This window comes from Planococcus sp. A6 (assembly GCF_028823615.1).
In the GTDB taxonomy this organism is placed as follows: Bacteria; Bacillota; Bacilli; order Bacillales_A; family Planococcaceae; genus Planococcus.
In genome coordinates this window covers 1-13,208 of record NZ_JAPEHT010000091.1, presented here as the reverse complement: position 1 = coordinate 13,208, position 13,208 = coordinate 1, and the positions used below count along the sequence as shown (strand labels likewise).

Below are 13,208 nucleotides of genomic sequence, written 5' to 3'. Positions count from 1 at the left end.
TGCCAGCTGCCAGGGCATAGACTCCGCCGCCTTCCACTCTTTTATAAGATTCATCTAATTGATACATAATAAAATAGCAAGGGAGTGGTTCGATATGGTGAAAGCGATTTTCTTTGATTTGGACGATACTTTATTATGGGATCAGCAAAGCGTAAAAGAAGCCTTCCGCGAAACGTGCGAGTGGGCAGATGGGCAGACAGACGCTGATTGCAGCGGATTGGAACAAGCCGTTCGAGAAGAAGCACGTAAATTGTATGCAGCATATCCGACGTATGCCTTTACGCAAATGATCGGCATCAACCCGTTTGAAGGACTGTGGGGGCGCTTCGATGATTCGGGAGACGATTTCCAACAACTTAAAGAAGTTGCGCCAGGCTATCAGCAACAGGCCTGGACGCTTGGGCTGAAACGCATCGGCATCGACGATCCTTCCTTAGGAAAACAACTCGCCGCGTATTTCCCGGAAGCCAGGAAGCGCAATCCCATTCTCTACGAAGACAGTTTGGAAGTGCTCGATCAATTGAAAGCCCGTTTCGATTTATTGCTGTTGACCAATGGATCGCCAAGTCTGCAGCAAATCAAACTCGACATCACGCCGGAAATCGCGCCGTATTTCGACCATATTGTCATTTCCGGCGCATTTGGGCGCGGCAAGCCCGATGCTTCTATCTTCGAGCATGCCTTGTCGAAGTTCGGCTATGCACCGGAAGACGTCCTGATGGTCGGCGACAATCCGCTGACGGATATCCTCGGAGCTGAGCGCGCCGGCATCCCGTCAGTCTGGTTGAACCGCGAAAACAAGACGCCTCATGAAACGGTAGTTGCCACTCACGAAATTAAGAACCTTCGAGAGCTATTGCCTTTGCTCGAGCAATTGAAAACTGTATCTAAATAAGAAAAGCGCCTGCCCCGATTGGTCTCTTGACACATTCGGGGCAGGCGCTTTATTTTTATAGATCGATTGCCGTAACGCTTTCGATTTCTTCGAGTTTCTTCAATCCTTCCAAATCTTCGGGATCGGCATGCTTGTCGATCGACAACATCATGATGGCATCGCCGCCGGCATTCGATCGTCCTACCTGCATCGTCGCGATATTGATGTCTTCTGCCCCGAGCAATGTGCCGACGCGGCCGATGACGCCCGGACGGTCATTATGGCGGATGAACAACAGGTGGCCATTCGGCAAGAAGTCGACGATATAATCATCCACTTTGACGATGCGTGCGCCTTGGCCGTTTAATAGCGTACCGGATGCTTTCCGCGTGCCGCTCTGCGTTTTCACTTCGACAGTAATGAGGTTGGTAAAGCCGCGGGATTCGGTCGATTTGTGTTCGTTGACATGAATGCCTTTTTGGTTGGCGATATACATCGCGTTGACGTCATTGACGTGCTTGCCGAGATGGCGTTTGAGCATCCCTTTGAGCATATTGCGCGTCAAGGGGCCGACTTCCAGGTTAGCGAGTTCGCCTGAATAATAGACATTCACTTCATCAGCCGTTTCACCTGTCAAATCAGTGAGGAACGTACCGATGCGTTCTGCCAAATCGAAATATGGCTCGATGCGTTTCATGATTTCTTTCGGTACAGACGGCAAGTTCACCGAATTGCGGACTGTTCCGTATTTGACGAAGCTGACAACATCTTGGCTGACATCGACTGCGACGCTTTCCTGCGCTTCGAACGTGCTCGCTCCGAGGTGAGGCGTCGCGATGATCTCCGGCAATTCCAGCAAGCGAAAATCGACCATCGGCTCTTGTTCAAAGACATCAAGCGCGGCACCTGCCACTTTGCCGGACTTCACCGCATCATATAAGGCGCTTTCGTCGATGATGCCGCCGCGCGCGCAGTTGATGATCTGCACGCCGTCTTTCATCACTTTAAAAGCTTCCGCATTGATCAAATGCTTGGTTTCTTTGAGTAGCGGCGTATGGACCGTGACAAAGTCAGCCGCTTTCAAGACGTCTTCCACCGTCCCGAAGTCGACGCCGAGTTTTTCCGCTTTTTCAGCAGTCAAAAATGGGTCGTAGGCAATGATGTTCATTCGTTGGCCTTTAGCACGCGCCGCCACTTCCTGGCCAATCCGCCCGAAGCCGACAACGCCGAGCGTCTTGTTTTTCAATTCGACGCCGACATAGGCTTTACGGTCCCATTTGCCTTGCTTGAGAGAATTATAGGCTTGTGGAATCTTGCGTGCCATGCCCATGAGCATGGCCATCGTGTGTTCGGCAGCCGAATTGGTATTACCGTCCGGTGCGTTGACGACAATAATGCCATGCTCGGTTGCCGCTTCCAAATCGATGTTATCAACCCCAACGCCTGCGCGGCCGATGATTTTCAAATTGGATGCTTTTTCGATAAGCTCACGCGTCACTTGCGTCTGGCTGCGGACGAGCAATGCATCGAACCCGTCGATGCGTTCGGCAAGTTCAGCTTCAGATAAATTCGTCTCCATGACGATGTTGATGCCGTCGGCGTGGCGCAGCGGATATACGCCTTCTTCTGATAGTGGGTCGCTGATCAACACATGAAATGTCATTATTTATCCTTCCCTTCCAAAAAGACTTGCTGCGCGGCTGCGATGCCTGCGCCAAGCGTAATATCTTGTCCAAGCTTTTTCAAGACGACTTCCGATGCGGCGAGTGCCTGCAGCACTTCCGCCGGAGAGCAATAGCCCATATGCCCGATGCGGAAGATGCTCTTCGCGAGATGCTGCTGGCCGCCAGCAAATTCAATGGCAAACTCTTCTTTCAGCACTTTGCGGAACTGTTCTGCATCAAAATCTTCCGGATATACAGCGGTGACGGTCGGTGATGCATCTTCATCGCTTGTCAGCAAACGGACGTTCAGCGCTTTGAATGCAGCGCGTGTCATATCGCGCATCAAGCGGTGACGGCGGTAAACGTTCTCCAGTCCTTCTTCCTCCAATAAATTCAATACTTGCTGCAAGCCGTAAAGAATGGAGATCGCCGGCGTGAACGGTGTCGTATCTTTTTCGATATTGTCGCGATGCTTTTTCAAATCCAAATAAAAACGCGGCTGCGGGTTGGCTTCGATTTTCTTCCATGCCCGCTTGCTCGCTGCGATGAATGCGAGACCCGCCGGCAGCATGAACGCTTTTTGGGAACCGGTGACGACAACATCGATGCCCCATTTGTCCATCTCCGTCTCTGTACCCGCTACGCACGAAACGCCGTCAACGACGATCAGCGCGTCCGATACTTGTTTTACCGTCTCGGCAAGTTCTTTGATCGGGTTCAAGACGCCGGTTGAGGTTTCACAGAACGTAGAGAAAATGACGCGGATGTCCGGGTGCTCCCCAAGGAAGTTTTTCACGGCTTTCGGATCCACCGCTTGTCCCCATTCCACATTGAACACATGTGTCGTGATTCCGTAGGCTTGGCAGATTTTAGCGAAACGCTCGCCGAAGGCACCAGTGACCAGCACCATTACTTCGTCGCCTGGCGCCACGGTATTGACTACTGCACTTTCCAGCGCGGAAGTCCCGCTGCCTGTCAAAATCATCACTTCTTCTTTTGTGCCAAATACTTTTTTCAATTTCGGGCGGATATCTCTGATCAATGAATACGTGCTTTCCCCGCGGTGTCCGATCATCGGTTGTGCCATGGCACGCCCTACACTTGGCGGAATCGGTGTCGGTCCTGGAATTCGCAAAATTTGTTGGTCTGTCAGCATGATAATGTCCCCTTTCGATTTGAAAAAATTAATTCTGGAAATTTGTATACAAAAAAGACTCTACGCCCCACATCCAAGATGCAAGGGGCGAAGAGTCTCTAGTCGCGGTACCACCCTAATTCACTGCCTAGCATACAGGCAGCCTCATTAATATCATGCGTAACGGGCATGAAGCGGATGGGCCTACTATAGTTTCAGCACATCTATTCGGGAGTGCTGCCAAATACCGGAACCGCTGATTCGCACCACCCATCAGCTCTCTTTGGATTCCTCTGCACATGGCCTATCTCCGTCGCAATAGTTAATCGATATAAGTGAATTGAGTCCATCATATATACGAGAAAAACTATTGTCAATATATAAAAAATATTAAGATTTCTTTGCAAGCGTGTTTCATTTTTTATTTTCAGAGAATTCCGCATTCCAGAGTAATTCAATTGTAATGGCCCTGACATGTCAGCAAAGCGGATTTTGCGTATAATGAATGGAGCTTCCTTTTTCCTTACTGGCTTTTTTCAGGAGTAATGTCCTGAAAGATGGGTAAATGGATTTTCAGGGAAGATTTTGAATGCCCATTGAAAGGAGAACACCATTATGAAGCTGATCTCTATTATTGTGCCAGCTTTCAACGAAGAAGCGAACATCGCTTCGATGTATAAGACTTTGGTGCAAGAACTTGAGCCGCTTCCTTATCTGTATGAAATCATGTTTATCAATGACGGCAGCAGTGACGGAACTTTAGATGAAATACTCAAACTCGCCAACGAACACGAAACCGTAAAATATATTTCCCTGTCCCGTAATTTCGGGAAAGAATCCGCTATGTTTGCAGGCATGAAACGAATCAAAGGAGACGCTGCCATCCTGATGGACAGCGATATGCAGCACCCTTCCACACTCATCTGCGAAATGATCCAAGGCTATGAAGACGGCTTCCATCAAGTCGTCGCCAAACGGTCTCGCAAGGGAGATTCGAAACTGCGCAGTGCATTTTCTTCCCTATACTACAAAATAGTTAATTCTGTAACCGATGTCAGCTTCGAAGACGGTGAAGGCGATTTCCGCCTCTTGAGCCGCAAAGCCATCAATTCCATCCTGTCGCTCAGCGAGAGCAACCGCTTCTCTAAAGGCATCTATTCGTGGATCGGCCTCAGCAAGAAAACCATCAGCTATGAAAACGTCTTGCGTGCAGAAGGCGATTCCAAATGGTCCTTCGCAAGCCTCGTCAATTACGGCATCGACGGGATCATTTCATTCAATATGAAACCCTTGCGCATCTGTTTTTACACAGGTTTTCTCGTTTTGTTCCTATCCTTGCTTTATATCGCTTTTACGTTTTACCAAATCATGGTGCGGGGCGTCATCGCACCCGGTTATTTCACGACCATCACGGCGATTTTGCTGCTTGGCGGCATTCAATTGATCAGCCTTGGCGTCATCGGCGAATACGTCGGGCGCATCTATAACGAGACGAAACAGCGGCCGCATTTCTTGGTTGAGATGAGCAATGTGGATGAATACGATGAATCTTAAACGCTTAAATACGGAGTTTACCCGCTTTGTTTTTGTTGGGGTCGTCAACACGCTCAGCTATTACTCCATCTACCTGTTTTTGCATAATGTGCTCGATTGGGCCTATATGCTGTCCCATATCATCGGATTCTTGATCAGCTTGAACATTTCTTTTTTCCTGAACACTTACGTAACGTATCGTGTAAAACCGACATTGAAGAAGTATTTGTATTTCCCGTTAACACAAGTCGTGAACATGTCGGTTTCTACATTCCTGATCTTTATATTTGTGGAATTCCTACACATCAACAGCAATATCGCGCCGTTTGCCGCAGTGATTTTCACCATTCCGGTGACCTTTGTCGTTTCCGGAAAAATCCTGAAAGCGCCGGTGCAATCCAAATAATCATAAAGACGGTGGCATTATGCGTTCTTTTCGTCCCTATCTTCTACTGACAGTTGCATTTCTAGCCATGGCCATCATCGGCCATGGCGTCTTTCTGTTTCAATGGACCCAAAACCAATACATGGCCGGGCCTAATGACGGCCTCGCCCAAATGATGCCGTTTAAGCAATTGCTTTATGACCACTACACGCAAGGCGAATTCTTCTATTCCTTCGACTTCGGCCTCGGTGCTGGCATTTTCAGCGAACTGTCGTATTATTTTTCCACCTCTTTCGTGTATATCTCGACACTCGTGATCGTCTATTTGCTCGACTTCCTTCAATTGATTGGTGATCCGGATGTCCTGTTCTGGGCCAATGCTTCCGTGTTCATCAGCGTTGCCCGGTTGACAATCGTACTGATCGTCACTTATACATTGTTCCGCTATATGCGCATTTCGCGCTTATCGGCATTTGTCGGGGCAAGCATCTATGGCATCTCGGGGATGTACTTCCGCCATGCGGCTTTTTGGGAGTTTTTTGCGGATGCGTTCATCTGGCTGCCCTTGCTGATTTTCGGTGCGGAAAAAATCTTCCGGGAACAAAAACCGGGCTGGTTTATGTTTGCGATCGCCATTTCGATGATCGACAATTTCTATTTCGCTTATATTAACTTCCTCTTGGCAGGCATCTATATTTTATTCCGCTTGTTCATCCCGCTCGAAAAGACGGAAACGAAATGGAAAAAGGCCATTGTATTGTTCCTGATTTCCGGATTGATCGGCGCCGGCATGTCCATGGTGTCGTTTATCCCTTCTGTCTATGCGTTCTTGAACAATCATCGCCCCGCGTTCCAGCAGGATATTCTCTGGTTCGAGGAAACGGAAAACATTCTGTTCATGAGCCGCTACATCCTGTTGCCAGCCATGTTCATGCTATTTCTCTTCATTCCGGCGCTGTATAAACTTCAGCGTTTCCGTCTTTTTGCATTGATCGGCATCCTGACGATCGTCTTGTATCACAGCCCGATGGTCGGCAGTATTTTCAACGGATTTTCTGCGCCCCAGCATCGCTGGGAATATTTTATGTCATTTGTGGCTGCAGGCGCCATTGCCAGCGGCTTGGATCATTTTCATAAGCTGCGCTTGAAAGATGTTGCCCCAGCTGCGATTTTGACCGCTCTTCTTTATGGATGGTTCGCTTGGCGAGATGAAGCACTTGAATTCACCACGCTTTATCCGCGCCTGGCACTGGCGGGTCTCGTACTGACCTTAGCAGCCGTATTGGCAGCTCCGGCCATTCGGCAGCGATCGCAAAAACCTATGCTAGCTGCTGTGTTGCTTGCTTTGGTGTTGGCAACCGCCAATGTTTACCAAAGCGAAAAATTGCTGGATAATGCGGATATCGCGGACGTCGATGAAGCTTTAATTACCGGGGAAGATTACGACAACGCAGAAGTACACGCTTTGATCGACGAAATCCAGGAACGCGAAACAAGCGAGATGTACCGCGTCGACTGGATGGAAGGCGTCCGCAATAATACGCCGATCGTCCAGGACTTCCAGGGGCTTAGCGCTTATTCCAGTATCTTGAACAAAAACTTGCTGTACTTCTATTTATACGATTTGGAAATCGATATGCAGCGGGAGAGCGTCAGCCGCTATGCGACACTCGGCAACCGCAGCAATCTACACAGTCTTTTGCAAGGCAATTATGCGATACGTGAACGGGACGACCCGAATGTGCCATACGGTTTCCGCAAATTTGCCGCTACCGATAATTTCATCGCATATCAAAATCGCTACCCGCTGCCTTTCGCCCGGCCGGCTTTCCAGGTCTATCAAGAGTCTCAGCTAGCGGATGAACCGCCGTTGCTGCGCGAACATGCCATGCTCAGCGGAATCGTCTTGGATGAAACAACTGAAACCGAACCTCTTCCCGACCGCTTCCCAGGAGAAGCTGATTATGAAATCGAAGAAATGGGTGCGAGCTATGAAGACGGCGTACTCGATATTCCCGGAGAAACCGGCGGAATTGATTTGCTGCTCGATGAAGTTCCTGAAGAAGGCGATTTGTATGTCTCTTTCCATCTGGAAAATACCGCAGCGGACCAGGGCTTCCTACTCGAAATCAATGAATACCGGACGACCCGCAAATCCAATCAATCGATTTACAAGACCTTTGTCGACGACTTGACGATCCGTGTCGAGGCTGCACAAAAAATCGAAATCCGCATGCCTGAAGGAACATACGAGCTGACGGATATTGAAATTGTGAAAGAGCCTTATGCCCTTTTAAGAGAGCAAAATGCTTTGGCAGACCGCACGAGCCACCTGGAAATCGACGGCAGCAAAGTTGACGTGACTTATGACAATCAAGATGGCGCCCCTTACCTCAATTTGTCGATTCCTTATGAAAGGGGTTGGCAAGCGACCATCAATGATGAACCGGTCGATGTGCTAAAAGCCAATTATGCGTTTTTAGCAGTTCCGCTCGAAGACGGGATGAACGAAATTGAGCTCCGTTATCGCCCGCCGTTCTTTTTGCCTTCCCTGTTCATCAGTATGTTGTCACTTGCCACCGGATTGTTTTGGCTGCACCGGCGCAAAAGAAATGCCGCTCGCTTAAATGAGCCAAAAGACACCATGACAAATTGACGGGTTTAGCTCCTCTCCTACATGTGTAAGGTATGGTAATAACAATTTTTAGGAGGAGGGAGTAAAGACGATGAGATCATGGTTGATGCTTATGCTTTTAGGCCTTTTACTGCTGCTGGCAGCATGCGGTGACGACACTTCAGAACCCCCAACAGAAACGGACGGAGCCGAACCACAAGAAGAGGAAGTGGAAGAACAAGAAGGTGAGCCACAAGATGGTTCGGGAGGCGAATCAGAAGGCGCTAGCGAAGTTCAATTGTTGACGGTTGAATTCCTAAATGCAGATGGTGACGCTACCGGTACTGCTGAATTGACTGAAGAGGACAACGGGGTCATGGTCACATTGAATGTGGAAGGATTGGAGCCTGGCATACACGGCATCCATTTCCATGAAGAGGGAATGTGTGAAGCGCCTGATTTTGAATCAGCAGGCGGGCATTTCAACCCGACCGGCGCAAGCCACGGACACGACAACCCGGACGGCCCTCATGCAGGCGATCTGCAGAATATTGAAGTTGCGGATGACGGGACTTCGACCGATGAATTGACCGCAGAAAATGTCACTTTGCAAATCGGGGAAGATAATTCATTGTTGAAAGAAGGCGGCACAGCCCTCATCATCCACGCTTCGGAAGATGACGGACAAACCGACCCTTCCGGAGATTCCGGTGAACGCGTCGCTTGCGGCGTGGTGACAGCTGAATAAATAATTTTTAAAACAGCCAGGGAAGATTCTCCGGCTGTTTTTTATTGTGCCATAAAATTTCATCAGCCGGCCAACGGTTTTCTCCGCGTTTAGCGGGAATCGGAACGGGAATAACTACGATATATTCATATCGAGGAGGACGCTTACATGTCAAAAGATAAATATGAAAAAATCCATGACCAAATCGACCCACAGGAACAAGACCACCAGCCAGGGGTAGAAAGCGAAATGTCTCCGGAACCGATATATGACGACGAAAATTATAAAGGCGCAGGCAAGTTGGAAGGAAAAGTCGCGTTGATCACAGGCGGCGACAGCGGCATCGGCCGCGCCGTTGCGATCGCTTACGCCAAGGAAGGCGCAAGCATTGCGATTGCTTACTTGGATGAACACGAAGACGCGGATAAAACCATTGAAGCCGTGAAAGCTTATGGTGCAGAAGCGCAAAAATTTGCAACGGACGTGAGCCAAGTGGAAAACTGCCACCAATTAGTCGTTGATGTCATTGCCGAATTCGGGCAACTGAACGTACTCGTCAATAATGCAGGCAAGCAATTCCCGACCGAGGATTTCCTTGATATCAGTCCGGATCAATTGCATGAAACTTTCGAAACGAATATTTACAGCATGTTTTATTTGTCCCAAGCTGCCTTGCCGCATCTCTCCAAAGGAGACAGCATCATCAACACATCATCCGTGACGGCTTATCGCGGCTCGCCGGCACTCATTGATTATTCATCCACTAAAGGAGCCATCACCAGCTTCACGCGTTCATTGGCTGCGAATGTCAGCGAACAGGGCATCCGTGTCAATTCAGTCGCGCCAGGCCCGATTTGGACGCCGTTGATCCCTGCCACATTCGACGCTGAAAAATCCGGCAAGCAAGGCGAAGGCACACCGCTAGAACGGCGCGGACAACCAGCCGAACTCGCTCCGGCATACGTTTATCTCGCCTCCACCGATTCCACATATGTGACCGGCCAGGCAATCCATGTAAACGGCGGAGACTTCATCACTTCATAATATTCCAGTTAAACAACAAGCCTGGATGGAATCGTGTTTTTTGCAGCGCTGAGAAATGGGCTAGCGGCTCTTCCCTATTCCATCCAACAGGAAGAAATCCAGCAAGCGAATTCTCGGCTATTTCTATATGAACTTTTTGCAATTGCCACGGTACATGGTCAATATCCACACGGTACAGGACCGTTTTCGGCTTTGTCCATAAACAATAACGTTCCGTCAGCCATCGCTCGAGCTCTGATGCTTCCAGCATCCCGGTGCTTGGCGTGAAGCCCATACGGAAACTCTCGCCAATTCCTGGTTTAGCGAGGCGGCTCGTAAATGCATAACGCCTGTCTTTTTCCACAACTTTCATGCGGGCATATCGGTATGGAAGAAATCTCCCTGCACTCGCCGCTTTTACCGCTGGCAGGCTATCGGCATCCAAGCTGAAAAAATAGACTCCAGATCGGCCGTTGCACGTTACATAAGTCCTTACATTCAATTCGCGGTAGGTTCCCACAATAGGAAATGGCAAGAAAAAGCGCAGGCGCGTGTGATCGGCAATAAACGGAATGACGCCGACCCACGCTCGGCCTTCGAATAAATCAATTTCGAGTTCTGCCGGCACAAACGGACGCAGTGCATCGGGCGAAATCGGCCAATGCAAAAACACCAGATCCCGCCAGGTCTGCGCCATGATCCATGGCTTTTTCATCTATCCATCTCCCTTTTAAAAATATTCATAGTGAAACAGGACAAAGAAAAATTCTCCGTCCCGTTTCATACGTTTATCCTTTCGACTTGTCTTCGCCTTATTTTTCGGTTATTCGTCTCCACCTATCCGTCCTTCGCTATTTTCCACCGCGTCTTTCGGATGCCCGCCGTCATAATCGGAATCGTTGCCCCCAGCATTGAACGCTTTCTTTTGCCGGTCTTTTTGTGCGTTTTCTTTTGTTTCGCCGACTCTGCCTTCGCTGCCGGGAATGCTGTCCTGAGGCTGGCCTCCGTCGTAATCTGAGCTATTTCCCCCTGCATTGAATTTCTTTTCGCCCGAGTCTGAATTCGTGTGATTTTCAGGTCCTTCACGCTGGTTGCGATCTATTCCCATCGTTACGCCTCCTTGGAAAATCTGGAATTTCTATTCCCTAGTAATGTACCCCTCAATAAACACACAAAACCGAATAAACTATTTTTTCAGTTAATTAACCATATAGTAATAATACTGTTTAATCCGCGGTTTCGAGAGGATCCTTAAAATATCTTTTATTGGAATTTATTGCATATATAAAAAACCTCATTCCATTCGAATGAGGTTGAGCACGTCTTCTATTCATTAATATCAGCTAATGCCTTTTCGATGCTCGAGTAGGTTTTCAACATATTATCCCGGTCGAGGTCGCGCACCAATTCCGTTGCCGCTTGGGGAGTGACACCGGTAATATACAGATGGCTTCCCATAATGCGGAGCGCTTCGCAAATCTGTGTGAACCAATGGAGCGGAGATTCTTCGTTCCATGTCAATCCTGTAATATCGAGAAGCGCGTGCTCAATCCGATGCTCGCTGACATATTCGCATAATTTCACTTTCAATGCTTCAAAACGCTGCAAGCTCATCGTCCCAACGAGCGCTACCGTAGCAACGTTCGGCTGTATCGACAAAATCGGCAGCATCAGTTTCTCGATTTCGCTTTCGTTTTCGTTAATCGCTTCCTGCTGCATTTTCTCAACGGTAATATCTGTCTGGGTGCCGATAAAATAGAGTTTTTCTTCGACAGTTACCGGGGCAATCGCCAGGCGGTTCCAAAACGGCGTTCCGTCTTTTCGGTAATTGCGCAAAATCACGGTCGTTTTCTCCTGCTTCTTGATGGCTTGCCGAATTTGGTCAACGGCATCCGGAGCCGTTTTCGGTCCTTGCAGGAAACGGCAGTTCCGGCCAAGGAGCTCTTCTTTTTCGTAGCCGGTCATTTCCGTAAATGTATGGTTTGCGTAAATGATCGGGTTGTCTTCTTTTGCAGGATCCGTGACGATGGTGCCGACTTTACTGCCGTCTAGCATGGCTTCAAGCAGCTGAATCTGTGTACCCACTTCCATTTTTTCCATATAAATTAGTTCACCTCAAATTTTTACTCATATTATTTTAGCACAGCTTTGCATGCAGCCAAAACTGGGGCACCCGGAAGTTTCAGGAATCTGTCAAAGGGTAAATGTACAACAAGAGCTTTCTAATGAAATGGAGAGGATACCCAAATGGCAAAAGTATTGGCAGTATTATCGAGTGGCTATTCAAACGAAGAGCATAATTACGTAACGGGCTGGTGGGCAGAAGAATTATTCGAGCCCTTGTCAGAACTTGAAAAAGCGGGCCACTCTGTAGGGTTGGCTTCGATTGACGGCGGCAAACCGGTCGTCGATCCCTTAAGCCTCGATAAGGCTTATGACCCCGAAGGCAAATATAAAAAATTATACGATTCCGGCATCGCAGATAAGACCACACCGGTCGTTGATGTACGGGCAAGTGATTACGATGCCATTATGATCGTCGGCGGCCATGGCGCGATGTTCGATTTGGCGCACGATGAAAATCTGCACGCTGTCATCAACGTCGTCCACGAAACCGGCGGCATCGTTTCGGCTGTCTGCCACGGGCCGGCTCCACTTGTTTTCACGAAAACAAAAGACGGCAAGCCCTTATTGGAAGGCTTGAAAGTGACAGGATATCCGAATGATATGGAACCTGAGGAAATCGACGGGTTATTGCCGTTCAGCCTCGAAGATGAAATGGCCAAAATTGCGCAATACGACAAGGGCGATGGCCAAGACGAATACTTTGTTTGGGGCAGCGACCGCCTCCTGACTGGCCGCGATCCTGGTTCCTCACAAGCATTCGGCCATGAACTGGCGAAGAAACTGACCGAAATGGAAGAGCATCAACTCGACAAGCACTTGGACTAATCATGCGCTTGAAGCAATAAGCTCAACAACGATACCAACTATATTGAGGAGGAAATGAAATGGATAATAAAAACAATCAAAATGAACAAGACAGGGAACAGGAATACATGAAAACGAGTAAGCAGGAGGTGGACCACAAGAACCCGGAATATAAACAAGGTCTTGAAGAGCCAAAGAGAACAGGCTATCCGCCTTTACAGCTTGGATTGATCATTTTTGGCATCGCTGTTTTGGTGGTCGTCGGATTTGCCATCGGTTTTGACTGGTTCGGCTTGTTCGGGAATTAATTGTATTGTACGGC

13 protein-coding genes are annotated in these 13,208 nt (G+C 48.7%); 8 read left to right on the top strand and 5 right to left on the bottom strand.

From position 1 onward, the window contains the following. The first annotated feature begins 94 nt into the window (after positions 1-94). Positions 95-895, top strand: a complete 801-nt coding sequence (locus ON064_RS13105; RefSeq protein WP_274625115.1) for an HAD family hydrolase — start codon at positions 95-97, stop codon at positions 893-895. A gap of 55 nt (positions 896-950) precedes the next feature. On the opposite strand, the gene serA is transcribed toward ON064_RS13105, so the two are convergent. Then, positions 951-2,537, bottom strand: coding sequence for a phosphoglycerate dehydrogenase (serA, locus tag ON064_RS13100; RefSeq protein WP_274625114.1), 1,587 nt, complete (start codon positions 2,535-2,537; stop codon positions 951-953). Continuing rightward, complete coding sequence (locus ON064_RS13095; RefSeq protein WP_274625113.1) at positions 2,537-3,694, bottom strand: pyridoxal-phosphate-dependent aminotransferase family protein; 1,158 nt, start codon at positions 3,692-3,694, stop codon at positions 2,537-2,539. The genes serA and ON064_RS13095 overlap by 1 nt, the downstream gene beginning before the upstream one ends. 594 nt (positions 3,695-4,288) lie before the next feature. On the opposite strand from ON064_RS13095, the gene ON064_RS13090 reads away from it, so the two are divergent. The 5 genes from ON064_RS13090 to ON064_RS13070 all read left to right on the top strand — a co-directional run bounded on the left by ON064_RS13090 (position 4,289) and on the right by ON064_RS13070 (position 9,976). Further along, positions 4,289-5,227 carry a glycosyltransferase family 2 protein gene (locus ON064_RS13090; protein ID WP_274625112.1) on the top strand — a complete coding sequence of 313 codons (939 nt, stop codon included), beginning with the start codon at positions 4,289-4,291 and terminating at the stop codon, positions 5,225-5,227. Then, a complete protein-coding gene (locus tag ON064_RS13085) occupies positions 5,217-5,612 on the top strand; it encodes a GtrA family protein (RefSeq protein WP_274625116.1) in 396 nt (131 codons plus the stop codon). Before ON064_RS13090 ends, ON064_RS13085 begins: the two co-directional genes overlap by 11 nt. A 19-nt stretch (positions 5,613-5,631) precedes the next feature. Further along, positions 5,632-8,247 carry a YfhO family protein gene (locus ON064_RS13080; protein WP_274625111.1) on the top strand — a complete coding sequence of 872 codons (2,616 nt, stop codon included), beginning with the start codon at positions 5,632-5,634 and terminating at the stop codon, positions 8,245-8,247. 70 nt (positions 8,248-8,317) lie between these two features. After that, the gene (locus ON064_RS13075; protein WP_274625110.1) at positions 8,318-8,953 is read left to right on the top strand and encodes a superoxide dismutase family protein; all 636 of its coding nucleotides are present in this window, start codon (positions 8,318-8,320) and stop codon (positions 8,951-8,953) included. A gap of 147 nt (positions 8,954-9,100) precedes the next feature. Then, positions 9,101-9,976: an SDR family oxidoreductase gene (locus tag ON064_RS13070; RefSeq protein ID WP_274625109.1), complete on the top strand. Its 876-nt coding sequence runs from the start codon at positions 9,101-9,103 to the stop codon at positions 9,974-9,976. Here the strand turns inward: ON064_RS13070 and ON064_RS13065 are convergent. The 3 genes from ON064_RS13065 to ytvA form a co-directional block, all read right to left on the bottom strand. After that, positions 9,966-10,670, bottom strand: coding sequence for a YqjF family protein (locus ON064_RS13065; protein WP_274625108.1), 705 nt, complete (start codon positions 10,668-10,670; stop codon positions 9,966-9,968). The genes ON064_RS13070 and ON064_RS13065 overlap by 11 nt on opposite strands. Before the next feature lie 108 nt (positions 10,671-10,778). Then, a complete protein-coding gene (locus ON064_RS13060; RefSeq protein ID WP_274625107.1) occupies positions 10,779-11,063 on the bottom strand; it encodes a hypothetical protein in 285 nt (94 codons plus the stop codon). 218 nt (positions 11,064-11,281) lie between these two features. Beyond that, positions 11,282-12,055 carry a YtvA family blue-light photoreceptor gene (gene ytvA / locus ON064_RS13055; protein WP_274625106.1) on the bottom strand — a complete coding sequence of 258 codons (774 nt, stop codon included), beginning with the start codon at positions 12,053-12,055 and terminating at the stop codon, positions 11,282-11,284. Between the two features lie 147 nt (positions 12,056-12,202). Here ytvA and ON064_RS13050 point away from each other — a divergent pair, with 147 nt between their 5' ends. Both ON064_RS13050 and ON064_RS13045 read left to right on the top strand, forming a co-directional pair. Then, positions 12,203-12,907, top strand: coding sequence for a type 1 glutamine amidotransferase domain-containing protein (locus ON064_RS13050; protein ID WP_274625105.1), 705 nt, complete (start codon positions 12,203-12,205; stop codon positions 12,905-12,907). A gap of 59 nt (positions 12,908-12,966) precedes the next feature. Next, complete coding sequence (locus tag ON064_RS13045; protein WP_274625104.1) at positions 12,967-13,194, top strand: hypothetical protein; 228 nt, start codon at positions 12,967-12,969, stop codon at positions 13,192-13,194. Positions 13,195-13,208 lie beyond the last annotated feature (14 nt).